18 protein-coding genes are annotated in these 17,705 nt (G+C 62.7%); 9 read left to right on the top strand and 9 right to left on the bottom strand.

What is annotated here, in order from left to right; genetic code table 11:
- Positions 1-115: 115 nt before the first annotated feature.
- Positions 116-361, top strand: coding sequence for an RNA chaperone Hfq (hfq, locus tag FJ960_RS01725; protein ID WP_006202172.1), 246 nt, complete (start codon positions 116-118; stop codon positions 359-361).
- A complete protein-coding gene (gene hflX / locus FJ960_RS01730) occupies positions 362-1,753 on the top strand; it encodes a GTPase HflX (RefSeq protein ID WP_140711529.1) in 1,392 nt (463 codons plus the stop codon).
- Positions 1,754-1,814: 61 nt separating this feature from the next.
- Here the strand turns inward: hflX and mazG are convergent, their stop codons facing one another.
- Both mazG and FJ960_RS01740 read right to left on the bottom strand, forming a co-directional pair.
- The gene (gene mazG, locus FJ960_RS01735) at positions 1,815-2,639 is read right to left on the bottom strand and encodes a nucleoside triphosphate pyrophosphohydrolase (RefSeq protein WP_140711530.1); all 825 of its coding nucleotides are present in this window, start codon (positions 2,637-2,639) and stop codon (positions 1,815-1,817) included.
- Positions 2,640-2,728: 89 nt separating this feature from the next.
- The gene (locus FJ960_RS01740) at positions 2,729-3,913 is read right to left on the bottom strand and encodes an amino acid aminotransferase (RefSeq protein WP_140711867.1); all 1,185 of its coding nucleotides are present in this window, start codon (positions 3,911-3,913) and stop codon (positions 2,729-2,731) included.
- A 127-nt stretch (positions 3,914-4,040) separates the two neighbouring features.
- Between FJ960_RS01740 and FJ960_RS01745 the strand changes: the two genes are divergently transcribed.
- The 7 genes from FJ960_RS01745 (at position 4,041) to FJ960_RS01775 (ending at position 8,770) form a co-directional block, all read left to right on the top strand.
- Complete coding sequence (locus tag FJ960_RS01745) at positions 4,041-4,634, top strand: histidine phosphatase family protein (RefSeq protein ID WP_140711869.1); 594 nt, start codon at positions 4,041-4,043, stop codon at positions 4,632-4,634.
- A 92-nt stretch (positions 4,635-4,726) separates the two neighbouring features.
- On the top strand, positions 4,727-5,245 hold the full coding sequence (locus tag FJ960_RS01750; RefSeq protein WP_246672585.1) for a sigma-70 family RNA polymerase sigma factor: 519 nt from the start codon (positions 4,727-4,729) through the stop codon (positions 5,243-5,245).
- Positions 5,242-6,015, top strand: a complete 774-nt coding sequence (locus FJ960_RS01755; RefSeq protein WP_140711532.1) for an anti-sigma factor — start codon at positions 5,242-5,244, stop codon at positions 6,013-6,015. Before FJ960_RS01750 ends, FJ960_RS01755 begins: the two co-directional genes overlap by 4 nt.
- A gap of 24 nt (positions 6,016-6,039) precedes the next feature.
- A complete protein-coding gene (locus FJ960_RS01760) occupies positions 6,040-6,756 on the top strand; it encodes a Bax inhibitor-1/YccA family protein (RefSeq protein ID WP_140711533.1) in 717 nt (238 codons plus the stop codon).
- Positions 6,757-6,956: 200 nt separating this feature from the next.
- Positions 6,957-7,841, top strand: coding sequence for an aldose 1-epimerase family protein (locus FJ960_RS01765; protein ID WP_140711534.1), 885 nt, complete (start codon positions 6,957-6,959; stop codon positions 7,839-7,841).
- A 90-nt stretch (positions 7,842-7,931) separates the two neighbouring features.
- A complete protein-coding gene (locus FJ960_RS01770; RefSeq protein WP_246672587.1) occupies positions 7,932-8,420 on the top strand; it encodes an alpha/beta hydrolase in 489 nt (162 codons plus the stop codon).
- A 23-nt stretch (positions 8,421-8,443) separates the two neighbouring features.
- Positions 8,444-8,770 (top strand): hypothetical protein, encoded by a 327-nt coding sequence (locus FJ960_RS01775; protein ID WP_140711535.1) that lies wholly within the window; start codon positions 8,444-8,446, stop codon positions 8,768-8,770.
- A 361-nt stretch (positions 8,771-9,131) separates the two neighbouring features.
- Here the strand turns inward: FJ960_RS01775 and FJ960_RS01780 are convergent, their stop codons facing one another.
- From FJ960_RS01780 to FJ960_RS01810, 7 genes are all read right to left on the bottom strand, one after another.
- Positions 9,132-9,953 (bottom strand): MBL fold metallo-hydrolase, encoded by an 822-nt coding sequence (locus tag FJ960_RS01780; protein ID WP_140711536.1) that lies wholly within the window; start codon positions 9,951-9,953, stop codon positions 9,132-9,134.
- Positions 9,950-10,750: a TatD family hydrolase gene (locus tag FJ960_RS01785; protein ID WP_140711537.1), complete on the bottom strand. Its 801-nt coding sequence runs from the start codon at positions 10,748-10,750 to the stop codon at positions 9,950-9,952. Before FJ960_RS01785 ends, FJ960_RS01780 begins: the two co-directional genes overlap by 4 nt.
- Positions 10,750-12,303 (bottom strand): methionine--tRNA ligase, encoded by a 1,554-nt coding sequence (gene metG, locus FJ960_RS01790; protein ID WP_140711538.1) that lies wholly within the window; start codon positions 12,301-12,303, stop codon positions 10,750-10,752. The genes FJ960_RS01785 and metG overlap by 1 nt, the downstream gene beginning before the upstream one ends.
- Positions 12,304-12,444: 141 nt before the next feature.
- Positions 12,445-13,500 carry a DNA polymerase III subunit delta' gene (locus tag FJ960_RS01795; protein ID WP_140711539.1) on the bottom strand — a complete coding sequence of 352 codons (1,056 nt, stop codon included), beginning with the start codon at positions 13,498-13,500 and terminating at the stop codon, positions 12,445-12,447.
- Entirely contained in the window at positions 13,497-14,171 is a 675-nt protein-coding gene (gene tmk / locus FJ960_RS01800; protein WP_027142727.1) for a dTMP kinase, read from the bottom strand. Before tmk ends, FJ960_RS01795 begins: the two co-directional genes overlap by 4 nt.
- 79 nt (positions 14,172-14,250) lie before the next feature.
- The gene (locus FJ960_RS01805) at positions 14,251-15,414 is read right to left on the bottom strand and encodes a D-alanyl-D-alanine carboxypeptidase family protein (protein ID WP_140711540.1); all 1,164 of its coding nucleotides are present in this window, start codon (positions 15,412-15,414) and stop codon (positions 14,251-14,253) included.
- 95 nt (positions 15,415-15,509) lie between these two features.
- Complete coding sequence (locus FJ960_RS01810; protein ID WP_140711541.1) at positions 15,510-16,733, bottom strand: septal ring lytic transglycosylase RlpA family protein; 1,224 nt, start codon at positions 16,731-16,733, stop codon at positions 15,510-15,512.
- Positions 16,734-17,705: the final 972 nt, after the last annotated feature.

Below are 17,705 nucleotides of genomic sequence, written 5' to 3' on the forward strand. Positions count from 1 at the left end.
TATCTCGTTCTGCTTGTCGTTACTGACGGCAAGAGGGTGTTTGCGCGCTTGACATGTGCCCGTTAATTTGGCGCATTGGCTGCAAACCGAAGGGGATCGGCGAAAGACAAAAACAATGGCGGAACGATCGCAAAACCTTCAGGACCTGTTCCTGAATTCAGTTCGCAAGAGCAAGAACCCGCTCACCATCTTCCTTATCAACGGCGTGAAGCTGACCGGCGTGGTCACTTCCTTCGACAACTTCTGCGTCCTGTTGCGCCGCGACGGCCACTCCCAGCTCGTCTACAAGCACGCCATTTCCACGATCATGCCGAGCCAGCCGGTTCAGATGTTCGATGGCGAGGAAAGCCAGGGCGCCTGATTGGCACGTGAGAAGGACGCGGACGGCACGGTTCGCGGGAAACCAGCGCATCATCCCGGGACGGAAGCCAAAGGTCCGACCAGGGCCGTTGTCATTGTGCCTGTGCTTACCCGCCAGCCGCGTAATGACGATGACACGAGCCGTCCCCGGCTGACGCGCTCGGCCGAGGCGCGCCATGACGAAGCAGTCGGCCTTGCCCGAGCCATCAACCTCGATCTGATCCATACGGCGGTCGTAACCGTCAACGATCCACGTCCGGCGACGTTGCTCGGCAGCGGCAAGGTCGAGGAGTTCGGCCAAATCGTGAACGAGGGTCACGCGGAAGTGGTCATTGTCGACCATCCCCTGACCCCGGTGCAGCAGCGCAATCTCGAGAAGGAATTCAACGCCAAGGTGCTGGATCGCACGGGGTTGATCCTGGAGATCTTCGGCGAGCGGGCGCGCACCAAGGAAGGCACGCTGCAGGTCGAGCTTGCCCATCTCAACTACCAGAAGGGCCGCCTAGTGCGCAGTTGGACCCACCTGGAGCGTCAGCGTGGTGGTGCCGGCTTCCTCGGCGGCCCCGGTGAAACGCAGATCGAATCCGATCGGCGTCAGTTGCAGGAAAAGATCATAAAGCTGAAGCATGAGCTGGAAACCGTGCGCCGCACTCGCGACCTGCATCGCGCCAAGCGCAAGAAGGTGCCGTTTCCAGTGGTGGCGATCGTCGGCTACACCAACGCCGGGAAGTCGACGTTGTTCAACAAGCTGACCGGAGCAGGGGTGCTGGCGCAGGACATGCTGTTTGCCACGCTTGATCCGACACTGCGCCGCGTGCGCCTGCCGCATGGAACGCCGATTATCCTTTCCGACACGGTGGGCTTCATCTCGGACCTGCCGACGCATCTGATCGCGGCTTTCCGGGCGACCTTGGAAGAGGTGGTCGAGGCCGATCTCGTCCTCCATCTGCGCGACATTTCCGATCCCGACACGGCGGCGCAGGCCGAGGATGTCGAGCGCATCCTCGCCGACCTCGGCGTCGACGCCAGCGACACCAAGCGCGTGATCGAAGTCTGGAACAAGATCGACCTGCTGGACGAAGGCAACAGGCAGCGGCTGCTCGCCGACGGCGCCGACGGCAGCAAGGAGCCGCCAATCGCAATATCGGCGGTATCAGGCGAGGGCATCGATGCGCTGAAAGCGATCATCGAAACGCGGATGGCCGGCGAGCTGCAAGATCTGACGGTGACGATCGAGCCGGCCCAGTTCGGGCTTCTCGACTGGCTCTACCGCAATGGTGATGTCGTTTCGCGAACCGACAATGACGACGGCAGCGCCACCATCTCGCTCCAGGCCACGCAAAGCGCCCGTGAAGAGATCGAAAGCCGGTTGCGCCGCAAAAACAACGGCTAAGGCGCGGCAATTCCAGGGAAAGTGTATCGCGGCTTTTGTCTGGGATTGCCGAGCTATAGGCTTACTTCGCGGTTTTTGCATCCTGCCAGAGCGCTTCCATTTCCTCCAGGGTAGCTTCCTCTAGCGAGCCGCCTGATTTTTCCAGGGCCTGCTCGACATAGTGAAAGCGCGAGCGGAATTTTTCGTTCGTTCCGCTCAGCGCCGCCTCCGAATCGATCTTGAGGTGACGACCGAGATTGACGACGGCAAACAACATGTCGCCGAACTCGTCCTTGATCTCAGCCGTTTCGCCCTTGGCCAGAGCCTCGCGCAGCTCCCCGATCTCTTCTTCGATTTTATCCAGGATAGGAGCAGCCTCGCTCCAGTCGAAGCCGACACGGGCGGCCTTTTCCTGAAGCTTCAAGGCTCGCGTCAAGGCGGGCAGCGCGACCGGAACACTGTCCAGGAATCCCTTGCCATTGTCCTCCGGGTCGAGGCCGCGCGCGAGGCGGGCTTGCCGCTTCTCGGCTTTCTCCTGCGCCTTGATCTTCTCCCACATGCCCTTGGCCATGCCGGCGCTGCGAGCCTTCTCGTCGCCAAAGACGTGCGGATGGCGGCGGATCATCTTGGTGGTGATGGCCTGGACCACGTCAGGGAACGCGAATTCACCGGCCTCCTGCGCCATCTGGGCATGGTAGACGACCTGCAGCAGGAGGTCGCCAAGCTCGTCGCGCAGGTCGTCGAGATCGCCGCGCGCGATGGCGTCCGCCACTTCATAGGCCTCTTCGATCGTATAGGGGGCGATGGTGGAGAAATTCTGCTCGACGTCCCACGGGCAGCCGGTCTTCGGCGCGCGCAACGCCGCCATGATCTCGATCAGGCGTGAAATGTCTTTCGATGGCGTCATGTAGCGGATGCTACAGCGCGAACCGCCGCACTGCCAACGCTGTCAGCCGGCGAGGGGACCTTGTCCACAATTGCACTGCATCCGCTTCGTCAGTCGAGCACGGAAACGATCGCCTTGGCGAGGTCATCCATGCCGTCCTCGGGCAGGCCGGCCACGTTGATGCGGCTGTCGCCGACCATGTAGACGGCGTGCTCGGCGCGCAGCCGTTCGACCTGCGCTTCCGTGAGGCCAAGCCGGGAGAACATGCCGCGATGACTGGCAACGAAGTCGAAACGGTCGGAGTTGGATTGCCGGCGCAGCGCCTCGGCGAACGCGACCCTAAGCCTCAGCATACGCAGGCGCATCTCTTCGAGCTCTGCTTCCCAGTCGGCACGCAGCGTGGCGTCTTCCAGCACGATGCGCACCGCGGCCGCGCCATGGTCCGGCGGCATCGAATACATAGCGCGCGCCGCCGACAGCATCTGGCTCATCGCGACGTCTGCCTGCGCGCCGTCCCTGGCCAGGACCATCGCCGCGCCGACACGGTCGCGGTAGACGGCGAAATTCTTCGAGCAGCTCGACGCAACGACCATTTCCGGGACTTTCGCGGCCAGCAGCCGCAAGCCGAGGGCGTCGGCCTCGAGGCCGTCACCAAAGCCCTGATAGGCGATGTCGACAAACGGCAGCAAGCCACGCTCGACCATCAGATCCGTGACGGCCTCCCACTGAGCCGCATCCAGATTGGCGCCGGTCGGGTTGTGGCAACAGCCATGCAGCAGCACCACGTCGCCGCTGTCGGCCGTCCGCAATGCCGCCAGCATGGCGTCGAAACGAACCGCACCCGAGGCCGCATCGAAATAGGGGTATTCGCGAATCCGCAAGCCGGCGGCACGCATCACCGGCATATGGTTCGGCCAGGTCGGGTCGGAGACCCAGACTGTCGCGTCCGACCGTGTGCGCTTGAGCAATTCCGCTACCAGCCGCAGCGCGCCGGAACCGCCGGGCGCCTGTGCCGCACGGATGCGCGACAGGTCCGCACCCGGACCGAAGGCGAGCTTGGCCATCACAGTGTTGAAAGCTGTATCGCCGGCAAGGCCGAGATAGGTCTTGCTATCCTGTCCCTCCAGCAGCCACTTCTCGGCCTCGCGCACGGCGCGCATGACCGGCGTCTTGCCGTCGCGATCCTTGTAGACGCCGACGCCGAGGTCGACCTTGCCAGGGCGTGGATCGGCGCGATAGAGGCCGATCAGCGCAAGAATTTTGTCGGCGGGAGCTGGCTGCAGGTCTTCGAACATCATTATGGTTCCATTGGCGCGGCGGAGTGATACGCAAATTGGCCAGGTTTCACCAGAGGTTTCGGTGCGCCGACGCGAAAGGCGGCACCTGTTGCAGCTTCCACAAACTTCAGAGAAAGCATGCTCCATGCTCGTCCGTCTGACCATGATCTGCGCCGGCGCCACGGCGGCGATCCGGAAAGGATCGTTTCCTTCGGATGAACCGCTGGAGCCACGGTCGCTGACATTGGCAAAGGCGGTGCGCGGGACGCTGCGTCGGGCCGACCGTGTGTGGACAGCGCCGGCGCTTCGCGCCTGTCAGACCGCGGAGGCGCTATCGCTGGATGCGTCTGTCGATCCGATGCTGGCAGACCAGAACTACGGTCGATGGGCAGGCAAGAGCTTCGACGAGGTGCAGGCGCTACAGCCGGACGAGATCGCCGCCTGGCGCACGGATCCGAATGCGGCCCCCTATGGTGGTGAATCGCTGGCCGACGTTGCCCAACGGGCCGCTGGATTGATGGATCGATTGATCGCCGAACGTGGTCACACGATCGCTGTGACGCACGCCAGCGTCATCCGCACCGCGATCCTGCATGTTCTCAGCGCGCCGCTTGCCGCCAGTTGGAAGATCGACGTCGAGCCGCTGAGCATCACCGATTTTCGCAGCGATGGCCGCAGGTGGATGCTGCGCGCCTGCGGCGTAACAGCTCTCAAACCGGCAAAACCGCTTGGGAGCTGAGACGCGAGCCGCGGCGATATCCTCCAGCAAAGAAAAGTGGCCCCCGGGATTAAAACCCCCACATGCTCCGTAAACAGGACATGAAACCGTCGATGCCACGCTTTGACATCATAGGACAGCTCGGGCCGCTGCGGCGCTACGCACGCTCGCTGACGCGCGAAGGCGTCGAGGCCGAGGATCTCGTGCATGACGCGCTGGTGCGCGCCTATGAGCGGCGCGGCACCTTCCGCTCCGGCGGAAACCTGCGGGCATGGCTGCTGTCGATCGTCCACAACACCTTCATCGACCGCATGCGTTCGCGCCGCTCGGAAGCGGCACGTCTCGAACAAGCCGGATATCTGGCCGACGGCAGCACGCCGGCGCCGCAGGAACATTCCGTGCGCCTGGCGCAGGTGCGCGAAGCCTTTTTCAGCCTGCCGGAAGAGCAGCGCTCGGCGCTGCATCTGGTCGCCATCGAGGGGCTCTCCTATCAGCAGGCCGCCAACGCCAGTGGCGTGCCGCTGGGCACGCTGATGTCGCGTATCGGCCGGGCGCGCGCGGCCTTGCGCCAGATGGAAGAAGCTCCAGCGCGGGGCCAAAATCATCTCAGGATCGTTGGAGGTGACTCATGACCGCTCTTGTCGACCCGGTTACGGACGCCGATCTCGACGCCTATGTCGACGACCAGCTTGATGTCGCCCGCCGCATCGAGGTCGAGGCTTTCCTGTCCGCGCGTCCGGAGGCGGCCGCGCGCGTGATGTCTGATCTGCGCACCCGCGACGAACTGCGCGTGGCGCTGGCCGGCTCCGAGGGCATGGCGCGGCCGGCGACGGCCGATGCGGCGCGGCGGCTAGAGAGGGGACTTGGCCGGGGTCGCATCTTCGGCGTGCTGCAACGCGCCGCGGCCGTCGCCGCCTTCGTTGCCGCCGGCTGGCTCGCCAACGGTATCGTCGGGCCGATGTCGGTGACAAAGGTCGTCGCTTCGCCGCAGCCGCCCGCCTATGTCGACGAGGCTGTCCAGGCACACAGGACGACGTTGCTGCGCGAAAACATGCCCTCGCAGGCCGAGGCGCCCAATTACAACGCCGGCGAGATCCGCGCCGCCACCGCCATCGTCATGCCGTCGCTGCCGAAGGACTGGAAGGTCCGCGACGTGCAGATCTATCCGTCGCGCTTCGGCCCGAGCGTCGAGATCGCGGTTGAAACGAAGGAGATGGGCCTGGTGTCGCTGTTTGCGATCCGGCCGGGCACTTTCGATGTGGTCAAACCGACCGTCGCGCCCTCGGGCGATATCTCCTCGGCCTATTTCCAGGTCGGCGATGTCGCCTATGCGGTTGTCGCGAAGAGCGGGGTTCATGATCTCGACCGCGCCGCCGAAACGCTCGCCAGAACGCTTTACTGACCCATCCACAAAGGAGACCTCAAAATGGATACGCCCAATCTTGGATACCGCGTGGGCGCGGGCGTCCGGACCGGAGCCGTCTATGACGAGGGCCTGCGCCAGCACATGCTGCGCGTCTACAATTATATGGGCCTCGGCCTGGTGGTTACGGGCCTTATCGCCTTGCTGGTGTCGTCGACGCCGGCTCTCTATGTGCCGATCTTTTCCAGCCCGCTGAAATGGGTGGTGATGCTGGCGCCGCTCGCCTTCGTGCTCCTGTTCTCGTTCAAGATGCAGACCATGTCGGCGGCAAGCGCGCAGGCAATGTTCTGGGCCTTCTGTGCCGTCATGGGCCTGTCGCTGGCCTCGGTGTTCCTGGTCTTCACCGGAACCAGCATCGCGCGCACCTTCTTCATCGCCGCGACCATGTTCGGTGCCACCAGCCTCTATGGCTACACGACAAAGCGCGACCTGACCCAGTTCTCGTCCTTCCTGATCATGGGCCTGATCGGCGTGATGATCGCCAGCATCGTCAACATCTTCCTCGGCTCGACCGCGCTGCAGTTCGCCATCTCGGTGATCGGCATCGCCGTGTTCATCGGCCTGACCGCCTGGGACACGCAGACGATCAAGGAGCAGTATGCGGAGAATTTCGATGCGGAGTCGCGGCAGAAGCTCGCCGTCTTCGGCGCGTTCTCGCTCTATCTGAACTTCATCAACATCTTCCAGTTGCTGCTGAATTTCACCGGCGAGCGGGAATAATCCGAACCGTAGCAGGAAACAGCTGGCATCTTGCCGTGGCCGGAGGGAAACCTCCGGCCACTTTTTCATCTGAGACCGCGCCCGGCCCGTGGCGCCATCGAAGTTCATCGCGACTGTGTGAAATGCTGCGTCCGCCGCCTTGAGTTCACTCCTGGCCATTTGCTAGCCTGCCGGCCACACCAGACGGACCGCGAGGACATATGGAACAGGTCAGCCTGACGCTTCATGGCGACGGCATATCGGCGACCATTGCCGAGCAAGGCGCCGAACTGGTTTCGCTAAGGGATACGCAAGGATTCGAGTTCCTGTGGCAGGCCGGACCGGCCTGGCGGCGCCATTCACCACTGCTGTTTCCGATCGTCGGCCGGCTGAAGGGCGATCAACTGCGCCATCGCGGTCAGACCTATCCGATGACGCAGCACGGCTTCGCCCGCGACAAGCCGTTTATGTGGGCGGAGAGGGGGCCTCGATCCTGTACGCTGGTGCTCACCGATGACGCGGAAACCCGAACCCATTACCCGTTCGCATTTCGCCTGGCCGTGACCTATACACTGGACGAGGGGCAACTCGACATAGGATTGGAGGTCACCAACTCCGGCGACGAGCCGATGCCGACCTCGATCGGGGCGCATCCGGCATTCAATTGGCCGCTGCTGCCGGATCTGGCCAAAACGGATTATCGGCTGATCTTTTCCGATGACGAGCCAACACCGATCCGCCGGCTGAAGGATGGCCTGCTCACAGCAACACCGCAGCCGACGCCTGTCAGAGGCAATATCGTCGAGCTCTCCGAACGGCTGTTCGACGAAGACGCAGTGATCCTGGACCGGCCGGCCAGCAACAGCGTTCGCTACGGCGCCGAGACTGGTCCGGCGATCGAGGTCTCATGGCAGGGATTTCAGGAACTGGGCATCTGGTCCAAATCCGGCGGCGCACCGTTCCTGTGCATCGAGCCTTGGCACGGCATGGCCAGCCCGCTGGATTTCGACGGAGAGTTCACCGACAAACCCGGCCTGATGCTGATCGCGCCGGGCGCGAAGCGTTCGCTGAGTTACCGGATCAGGCTGGAGCAGGGGCCTCGGTAAAGTTTCCTGCAGGCCGGAGAGGGGCCGTATTCGATCTCAGGTCGAGTTTCAAGCCTGCCGGACCACGGCGCCGATCACGTCTACGAAGACGTGCTCGGCCCGAAATATGCGGCTATCAAGGCCTATTGGACCGAGAAAACACCTGAGAAGCATCGTCCGCTGGAAGAGGCGGTGAGCGAGGAGGGTTTCCGGCACGAGTTTATCGGTGAGGTGGCTGACGCCGTGGCCGAGCGAATGCCACCGGATCTATGGAAACTCCACTGGCCGCTCATGGATACGCCGCTGCGTCGGCGGCTGGCGGTGGGCTTGATGGAGAAGCTGGAGGCGAATCTCGACTGGTTCCCGCGATACCAGGCCTATTTGCGCGAAAGACAGCCGCCGACGCTCATCGTCCGGGGGCCGGAAGATGGCTACATGCCGGCCGCATCGGCCCGAGCCTACAAACGCGACCTGCCGGGAGCAGAACTCCATCTCGTGGAGGGGGCCGGCCACTGGTTTCTGGAAACCCATTTCGATGACGTGCTTCCGCTGGTGCGTGACTTCCTCGCGCGCGTCCATCGCTCAGCACAAGGTTTGTGAAGAGGTGCAAAGGAGAAAGATCGATGACGACAACGCCGACAGTCGCGCGCATTTGGCGCGGCCGCACCCGGCCTGATGTGGGCGACGCTTACGAAGTCTATTTGAGGGCCGAGGGCATTCCGCCGCTTGAGAAGACCGCGCTGGGCGTCCAGCTGTTTCGCGAGGATCGCGAAGGGGAAAGCTGGTTCACCACCATCTCGTACTGGCCCGACCACGAATCGATGACGGCTTTCACCAAGGGCGAGCCAACCAAGGTCCATCATCTCGACCGCGATCCGGAGTTCCTGATCGAGCTGCCGGAGCGCATCCAGATTCATCGCATCCTGCTCGACCGGCGGAGGCTCCGCTGATCCATCCGGCCGCGGATATCGGAACACACAGTGAGCGTCGCGCGGCACCGCCGCGTCATCTACAATGATATGTTGGGTGCGGGCGGTTCGCCAAACCGGATGCGTTTGTCTCGATCGACGTGTCTGTATCGGGGGCGCCGTTCGAAATCCGCTGCGAGGCCGAATACACTGAATTGCTGCTGCGGACGAAAGCCGCATAAGATAGATTATGGAACTAACGCATGGGGCGCAGCCCGGGAATTTGTGCGGTTTCGGCCATTGACGAGCAACATCGTGAACAGCACCACGCCGGCACTTTACGACCTCGAACTCATGATCGAACATTCGAACGGCGGGTTGAAAGCCGACTGAGCTGCTCTCTCTATCGTTCTGACTCGCAAGGGATTTCGATCACCATGCCATCGTAGGCCGGTTCGACATTGTCAGGCGTCTCAGTCATCACGGCGGTGTAATCGAGCGGCACGTGCATGTGCGTCAGCACGGCGTTGCAAGGCGAAAGCGCCTTGATCCAGTCCAGCGCCTGGCCAAGCGAAAGATGGCTTGGATGCGTTTTGTACTGCAGCGCATCGATGACCAGCATGTCGAGGTCTCCCAGCCGCTCGATGGTGGTCTTGGGAAAGTCGCTGATATCGGGACAGTAGGCGAGCCCGCCAATACGGAAACCCAGCGAAATGATGTCGCCATGGATCTGGGGCAGCGGCTCGAAGGTGAGGGCACCCCCCTCTCCTTCGATCACAACCGGCTTGGCATGATTGATGAGGTGGGCGTTGACGATCGGCGGATAGGAACTGCCTGGCGGCGTCTCGAAGCAATAGCCGAACGCTTGGCGCAGCCGTAGCATGGTCGGCTCGTCGGCATGGATGTCGATGCGATGCCCTTGCTCCTGCACATAGCCGCGCAAATCGTCGATGCCGTGGATGTGGTCGGCATGCGGGTGCGTGTAGAGCACACCATGGATGCGCCTGACTGAAGCCATCAGCATCTGCTCGCGGAAATCCGGACCGGTGTCGATGACGACCGTGGTGCGGCCGCCATTGGCGGCGATGCGCTCGACAAGCGCGGCCGTGCGCATGCGCCGGTTCCTGGGATTGGCGGGGTCGCAATTGCCCCAGTCGCCGGTGATGCGCGGCGTGCCTGGCGACGACCCGCAGCCGAGAATGGTGAGGCGCAGCCGGTCGCTCATACTTCGGGCGCCCGCTGGTCCGGGTGTGGCATTTTTCCAAACAGCCGAAAGAAATTGTCGGTGGTCAACGCTGCGATTTCAGCCTCGCTGACGCCGATCGTCTCGGCCAGCACCTTGGCGGTTTGCGCTACATAGGCCGGCTCGTTGCGCTTGCCGCGAAACGGCACCGGGGCCAGATAGGGCGCGTCGGTTTCGACCAGCAGCCGGTCGTGCGGCACATCGGCGGCGATGGCGCGCAATTCGACCGAGTTCTTGAAAGTCAGGATGCCCGAGAACGACACATAGCCGCCTAGCGACACGCCGACCTCTGCGAGCCGCCGTCCCGACGAAAAACAATGCAGGATGAACGGGAAGGCGCCCTTCCCTGTCTCGTCCTCGAGAATGGCGGCCATATCGTCGTCGGCATCGCGCGAATGAATGACGAGAGGCAGCCCGGTCTCGCGGGCGGCGGCGATATGGGCGCGAAAGCCCTGCGCCTGCGCATCGCGTGGTGCCTTGTCGTAGAAGAAATCGAGCCCCGCTTCACCGATCGCCACCACTTTCGGATGAGTGGAGAGGCGGACAAGGTCGGCGGTGGTGACGTCGAGCTCCTCGGCAGCATTGTGCGGATGGGTGCCGACCGAGCAATAGACTTCGTCGAAAGTCTCTGCTATCTCAATGACTTGCTGAAACCGCTTCACGCGCGTGGAGATCGTCACCATTCGGCCGATACCGGCCGCCTTGGCGCGGGCGACAATGGCCGCCCGCTCCTCGGCGAAGTCCGGAAAGTCCAGATGACAATGGCTGTCGACGAGCATCAGGCGTTCGCGTCCGTCTGTTCGACATAACGCGGAAACACGCCCTCTGGCGCTGGCAGCGCCGTGCCGGACACAAGTGCATGGTCGGCGTGGACATGCACGAAATCGCGATTGTCCGCCGGCACAGCCAGGAGGTCGAGCAGCTTGGCGGCCGAGCCCGGAACGAAGGGCTGGCACATGACCGCCACGCGACGCACCACTTCGGCCGTCGTCCACAGCACCGTTTCCATGCGCTCGGGATTGGTTTTCTTGAGCGCCCAGGGTTCCTGTCCGGCGAAATACCGGTCGGCTTCCGCAACCACGCCGAAGATCGCCGCCAGTGCCAGATGGATGCCCTGTTCGGCCATTGCCTTGCGCGCGGTGGCGAGAGCGTCGACCGCCTGATCCAGGATCACCTTGTCGGATTCCGCCAGATCGCCGCGCTTCGGCACCACGCCGCCGCAATTCTTGGCGATCATTGACAGCGAGCGCTGTGCCAGATTGCCGAGACCATTGGCCAGATCCGCATTGGTACGGTTGACGATCGCTTCATGGCTGTAGCTGCCGTCCTGCCCGAACGGCACCTCGCGCAGGAAGAAGTACCGCACCTGGTCGAGGCCGTAATGCTCGATCATGGTGAACGGGTCGATGACGTTGCCGACCGATTTCGACATCTTCTCGCCGCGGTTGAACAGGAAGCCGTGGCCGAAGACGCGCTTCGGCAGCGGGATGCCGGCCGACATCAGGAAAGCGGGCCAATAGACCGCGTGGAAGCGTACAATGTCCTTGCCGATGATGTGTGCATCAGCCGGCCAAAACCGCCAATGGTCAGCCTTTTCATCGGGATATCCGACGCCGGTAATGTAGTTGGTCAGCGCGTCGACCCAGACATACATGACGTGCTTTTCATCGCCAGGTACCGGCACGCCCCAGTCGAATGTGGTGCGCGAGATCGACAGGTCCTTCAGTCCCGACTTGACGAAGCTCATCACCTCGTTGCGGCGCTCGGCCGGACCGATGAAGTCGGGTTGGTTTTCATAAAGCGCGACGAGCTTGTCCTGATAGGCCGACAACCGAAAGAAATAGCTCTCTTCCTCGACCCATTCGACCGGCGTTCCCTGTGGCCCGTAGCGAATATTGTCGGGACGGACCTCGGTCTCTTCCTCGCCATAATAGGCTTCGTCGCGCACCGAATACCAGCCGGCATAGCCGCCCTTGTAGACGTCGCCATTAGCGGCCATCGCCTTCCAGATCGCCTGCGAAGCCGCGTAATGCCGCTCCTCGGTGGTGCGGATGAAATCGTCGTTCGAGGCGTTGAGCGCGGTCGCCATGCGCTTGAATTCGGCCGAGTTGCGGTCGGCCAGGTCGCGCGCCGAAATGCCTTCCTTCTTTGCCGTCTGCAGCATCTTGATGCCGTGCTCGTCGGTGCCGGTGAGGAAGAATACCTGCTTGCCGTCGAGCCGCTGAAAACGGGCAAGCGCGTCGGTGGCGATCAGCTCATAGGCATGGCCGATATGTGGCTTGCCGTTCGGATAGGAAATGGCGGTGGTGATGTAGAATGTGTCGCGTGACATGAATGAACCGTCATGAATGTCTGAATGGAAGCTGTGGCGGTGGATATCGCATCGGAATGGCGATTGCCATCCCGAGACCAATGCATGCCGCCCAAAAGTGGCTCCTGTTTGGGGGGCCAACGGCATGCACCAAAAAGGCCGTCACATTCGCATTGCAGAATTCAGGCGGTCGATCATGGTCAGGGCGTGCTGCTTCTTGTCGAGATTGTAGGTGTCCGTTTCAGATATGGCGTCCAAGGCCTCGTGCCAAGTATCGGAGAGCGTTTTGGCCCGCTTGAGATCGCCAGCCCGCGCCGCCTGGCTTGCCGCGTCCGACAGAAGGTCCAACGCCTGGCGGTTGAAGATGTCGAACTGGATCGCCTGGTCTTTGCCCGCGAGGGCCTCGGCCAGGCGGTAGGCACCGGCAATATCGCTCTTTCCCGTCGCCACCAGGCCATCGAGCGTCTGCGCGATCTCCAGCCCGCCATACTGCGTCAACAGGATTGCGCTGCGGGCGCTCCCCCCTGCCCGCTCGACCAGTGCGGCCCTCGCGACCGGATCGTCCGGTGGTGGCGGCTCCGCTGTCTTCAGCACCGCCATCAGTTCGTTGGCGTCAAGCGGTGTCAGCCGCACCACCTGGCAGCGCGAACGGATCGTCGGCAGCAGACTGCCCGGCGCATGGACGATGAGAATGAACAGGGTCCGTGCCGGTGGCTCCTCGAGATTCTTCAGCAGGGCATTGGCCGCATTGGCATTCATGTCGTCGGCCGGGTCGACGATCACCACCCGGTAGCTGCCGTCATGCGAAGTCAGCGACAGAAAGCGGCTGACCTTGCGGATTTCGTCGACGGTGACGACGGTTTTGAAGCTCTTGGTCTTGTCGTTCAAGGGGCGGGTAAGATGCAGCACCCCCGGATGCGCACCGGTGGCGATTTGGCGAAACAGCGGCGAGGCCGGATCGGGGACCGCAAGGTTGCCGGGCGCCTGCTCGAAGGCCGGATGCTTCAAAAGGTGGTGGGCAAGATGGAAGGCGAGCGTCGCCTTGCCGATGCCGACCGGTCCAGCGAAGATCAGCGCGTGCGGCAGCTTTCCCGCGCGATAGGCGGCGGCAAACATGGTGGCGGCCTGCCCGTGCCCGACCAGACGTGGCGTTTCGGAAGGTTCCGGCACACCGTCCAGCGTGTCATGCTGTTCCGGCGCGATGCGTTCGAAGATCATACCGGTGCGACCTGCCTGTTGCGCTCGGGCGCCCTTGCCTCCAGTGCCGCGAACACGGTCGCCGTGACGACATCCTCCACCGTGTCCGGATCGGCGGAGGCGTCGACGACGATGCAGCGTTCCGGCTCTGCCGCCGCGATCGCCAGGAACGCTTCGCGGCGGGCCTGGTGGATAGCCAGCGTCTCCTTTTCGAAGCGGTCGGCGACGGCATCGCTGCCACGCCGCAATGTCGCCCGCTTCAAGCCCTCGGCCGGGTCGATATCGAAGATCAGCGTCATGTCGGGCATCATGCCGTTGATGGCGACCTGTTCCAGCATGGCCATGAATGCCGGATCGATCCCGCCTGTAACGCCCTGATAGACACGCGAGGAATCCAGGAAGCGGTCACAAAGCACGATGGAGCCGCGCTCGACCGCCGGCCGGATGACCTGCTCGACATGGTCGGAACGCGCGGCAGCGAAGAGCAGCGCTTCCATCTTCGGCCCGAACGGTTCGGCGGCACCCGAAAGCAGCACATGCCGGACCGCTTCGGCGCCCGGCGAGCCGCCCGGTTCACGCGTGCGCAGGACATCATACTTCTTTGCGCGCATCTTTGTGGCCAGCCGCTCGATCTGTGTCGACTTGCCTGCGCCTTCGCCGCCTTCGAAGGTGATGAAAAATCCGCGCGCCAACCGAGGCCCTTGTTCGTGTTCGAGTGGGTTGTTGCGCTCTAGATAGTCCGCGACAGGGAAAACGTCCATGCCGTCGGTACTATCGAAGCCAGCCGACCGCCAGTTCCTTGACGGCGTCGAGCGCGCGTTGCGGCAACGTGCCGACGCCGATCGACTCGGCGGCGAACAACGGTGTCTCCTGGCTCAGCGTGTCGCCGATCCAGACCCGCAGTGCGCCCACCGGTTGCCCCTCCTCCACCGGTGCGGCGACCGGGCCGAAGTAGATGATCCTGGCCGTCAGCTTGTCGCGGTTGGTGATCGGCAGGAAAATGTCGATCGGACCTTTTGCCTTCAGCGTCACGCCGGATTTCGCACCGCCAAAGACCTGGGCCTCCCCGACCACCTCGTCCTTGGCGAAGATCTCGGTCCTCGCGAACGAACGAACGCCCCAATCGAGCAGTTTGCGCGCTTCTTCGGCACGCTCCTTGTCACTGGCCAGCCCGCTCATTGCCGCGATCACCCGCGTGCCGCCGTGGCTGACCGAAGCGACGATGCCGAAGCCGGATGTCTCGCTTGCACCGACAGCCAGGCCGTCAGCGCCGATGTCCATCGCCAGCAACGGGTTGCGGTTCCTCTGCGAGATCTTGTTCCAGGTGAAATCCTTCAGGCCATAGTAGCGATAGAAATCCGGGTATACGCGCCACAGATGCAGGGCGAGCTGCGCCAGCTCGCGCACACTTGTCTCCTGGCCATCGGCCGGCAGGCCGGTCGAATTGACGAACGTCGATGTCTTGAGGCCGATCTGGCGCGCGCGTTCGGTCATCTCTGCGGCAAAATTGTCCTCGGATCCGGCCATGCCTTCGGCGATAACGATGCAGCCGTCATTCGCGGCCTGCACGGTCACTCCCTGGATCAGGTCCTCGATCCGGATCGCCGATTTGAGCTTGGCGAACATCGTAGAGGTTCCCGACGGCGCGCCGCCTTTGCGCCAGGCGTTCTCGCTGACCACGAACGTATCGTCGAGTTTGAGGCGCCCGGACCTGAGGGCGTTGAAAACCACCTCCATCGTCATCAGCTTGGCCATCGAGGCCGGCGGAATGGGTTTGTCGGCATCTTTCGAAAACAGCACCGTGCCGGTGTCAGCATCGATCATGAAGGCTTGTGCGGCCTTGGTCTCGAAAAGCTGCGCTTGGGCCGGCGAAAGCGTGAGCAGGAGGCCGAGGAGAAAGAACCCGGCAAAAGGCTGTAGCAAGCGAAACTGCATGAAATTCGACCCGTTGGCCGGCCCCTCCGGCGTGCCGAAACTATCAGGCTTTTTCGCTGAGGGATCAACAGCCGGGCGGAAAGCCGGCTGTTGGATCAGTCGCGCACGACCAGCGCATCGGGCGCACCGTGGGACCATGCCGCCTTCAGCAACTCGTCCAGGCCGCCATGGCCGTCCGGATAGAGGTTGACCGCATACCAGTCATTGCCGTCGAGATCGGAGCGCTGGATTTCTATTCTGCCGAAGGGCTTTAGTGCCGAGGCCACGCGTTTGGCTTCGGTAGCATCGTCGAACGTGCCGGCGGCGACATAATCTGGGCTGGACGGTGCCGCTTGGCGGCCGTTCTTTTTCCACGACCGCAGGATATCGGCGGGCGACATGCCGCTGTCATCCAGAGCGGCAAAGACATCTGCGTGATGGACGCGTTCATTCGCATAGGACAGCGAGGCCATGGCGAACGGCGATTGCGGCGGCAGGCTGATCTCCGGCCGTTCCGGCACGATCGGTCCGAAATCGGGCAGCGCCAGATCGCCGAAGGCCGCCGACTGCGCGGACATCTGCCCCTGCACCGGGGTTGCGGTATCGGTCAGCTGACCTGGAAACGGCACTGCGGCCGCGCCGACCGGAAGGCTCGGCGAAGGTCCGTTCATGGCCACCATGACGCCGGTCGGCAGGCCATCCGACGGATCCGGTATGCGGTTGCCTGGATGGTAAGAGGCCATCAGGTACTGGTCGTCATTGCCGTCGAGCGGCGCGCGGCCGACATATTCGACCTTCACCTTCGCGGTGCCGACCTTGTCGTAGTCCAGCATCTGCGCGGCTCGCTCAGAGACGTCGATGATGCGGCCCTCATGGTATGGGCCGCGGTCATTGACGCGCACGATCACCGAACTGCCGGTTTCGAGGTTGGTGACGCGGGCATAGCTGGGCAGCGGCATGGTCGGATGCGCCGCCGTCAGATGCGCCGTGTCGTAGACTTCGCCGTTGGCGGTCAGCCGGCCATGGAAGGCGTCGCCATACCACGAGGCCAGACCCACCTTGGCGTACTTCTTGTCTTCTTTGGGATAATACCACTTGCCGCGCACCTGATAGGGCTTGCCGAGCTGGTCGCGGCCGCCGCCGCGCCGCATGAAGGCAGCGCGCGGACTGGCCTTCACGCCATATTCGGTCTCGGCGAAATATTCCTTGGAGCGGGTCTTCTTGTAGACCATGCCTTTCGGCTCAGGCTGCGATGCGCAAGCGGCAAGCAATGCAGCAGACGCTGCAAGCAACGCAACCGTGGCAACGCGACGAAGACGCGGGTGCGTCACAGCCTGCATTCTTGATTGTCCCCTAAAGTCTAAACCAAAGACGTCGTATCCGACCATCAGAGGAGCCAAGCACTCACTCGACAATGCCAACGACGCCTCGGACCCCGATCCTTTGTGCGCAGGAATTGTTTATCACGGTATTAACCGATTGTGGCCGGAACCGGGCAAGATTGTGACACTGCCCGTCCTGTCATTGGCTAGGGAGAGGTATGCCTTTGCGGAGCCTGCTTGCAGGAAGCGATCAGGCGGTTGATCTCCGCTTCGTCGGCAAGTTGCCGGCGTCGGAAAGCCGCTCCAAGGCCAGGAACAACGGTGATCGCGCCCGCGAGCGCGGAGCGTCGCGTTTCTGCCATTTGGTAGTTCTCATCAGGAAGGGCTGTTCAGTCGCCGCCCTCGGGAGGCTTCTCTCGAGGGCGGGCAACGACGGCTTACCGAATGATAGGCTCAATCCAGAACTCAACAACGCAACGCTTACGCAACTGCCAATTCAATAGATTTTGAACGTTTTGGTTCCGTTAGCTATGGCTAAAAAGTAGAAAAAACCAACCTTCTTCATGCATGGCACCGGCGGGACCGGCGCGGGCGGAATCCTCTTCTAAGAATTCTACTTCTTTCATACACCTATCTAAGCCCATTAGCTTGCTGGCGGCCGATGCCGCGAATGGTACGATAGTGTTGAATTGGAGGCTTTATACATGTCGACCCAGAACACAAACGGCTCGAAACTCGACCAGGGCCTTGTATCGGAATCTCAAGCGCGCCGGGACTTTCTTAAGAAGGCGGGGCGTTTCGCCGCGGTTACGCCGCCGGCTGTAACTCTCCTGCTCGGCACCAGCTTGAATTCCAAGGCGATTGCCAAATCAGGCGGATCACGCCCTGGCAACGGAGGGGGGGACAAGAACCACCCCCACGCCGGCCCTCCCGGTCATCCTCAAGCCGGCCCTCCCGGTCAGGTCCATACTCAGTTCCTGTTCGAGCGAG

Source organism: Mesorhizobium sp. B2-3-11 (assembly GCF_006442215.1).
GTDB lineage: Bacteria > Pseudomonadota > Alphaproteobacteria > Rhizobiales > Rhizobiaceae > Mesorhizobium > Mesorhizobium salmacidum.

Bases quoted from the DNA above. Each gene is read 5' to 3' on its own strand.
- hfq (WP_006202172.1), top strand. From the start codon at position 116: ATGGCGGAACGATCGCAAAACCTTCAGGACCTGTTCCTGAATTCAGTT.
- mazG (WP_140711530.1), bottom strand. From the start codon at position 2,639: ATGACGCCATCGAAAGACATTTCACGCCTGATCGAGATCATGGCGGCG.
- FJ960_RS01740 (WP_140711867.1), bottom strand. From the start codon at position 3,913: ATGTTCGAAGACCTGCAGCCAGCTCCCGCCGACAAAATTCTTGCGCTG.
- FJ960_RS01745 (WP_140711869.1), top strand. From the start codon at position 4,041: ATGCTCGTCCGTCTGACCATGATCTGCGCCGGCGCCACGGCGGCGATC.
- FJ960_RS01750 (WP_246672585.1), top strand. From the start codon at position 4,727: ATGCCACGCTTTGACATCATAGGACAGCTCGGGCCGCTGCGGCGCTAC.
- FJ960_RS01755 (WP_140711532.1), top strand. From the start codon at position 5,242: ATGACCGCTCTTGTCGACCCGGTTACGGACGCCGATCTCGACGCCTAT.
- FJ960_RS01760 (WP_140711533.1), top strand. From the start codon at position 6,040: ATGGATACGCCCAATCTTGGATACCGCGTGGGCGCGGGCGTCCGGACC.
- FJ960_RS01765 (WP_140711534.1), top strand. From the start codon at position 6,957: ATGGAACAGGTCAGCCTGACGCTTCATGGCGACGGCATATCGGCGACC.
- FJ960_RS01775 (WP_140711535.1), top strand. From the start codon at position 8,444: ATGACGACAACGCCGACAGTCGCGCGCATTTGGCGCGGCCGCACCCGG.
- FJ960_RS01780 (WP_140711536.1), bottom strand. From the start codon at position 9,953: ATGAGCGACCGGCTGCGCCTCACCATTCTCGGCTGCGGGTCGTCGCCA.
- FJ960_RS01785 (WP_140711537.1), bottom strand. From the start codon at position 10,750: ATGCTCGTCGACAGCCATTGTCATCTGGACTTTCCGGACTTCGCCGAG.
- metG (WP_140711538.1), bottom strand. From the start codon at position 12,303: ATGTCACGCGACACATTCTACATCACCACCGCCATTTCCTATCCGAAC.
- FJ960_RS01795 (WP_140711539.1), bottom strand. From the start codon at position 13,500: ATGATCTTCGAACGCATCGCGCCGGAACAGCATGACACGCTGGACGGT.
- FJ960_RS01805 (WP_140711540.1), bottom strand. From the start codon at position 15,414: ATGCAGTTTCGCTTGCTACAGCCTTTTGCCGGGTTCTTTCTCCTCGGC.
- FJ960_RS01810 (WP_140711541.1), bottom strand. From the start codon at position 16,733: ATGCAGGCTGTGACGCACCCGCGTCTTCGTCGCGTTGCCACGGTTGCG.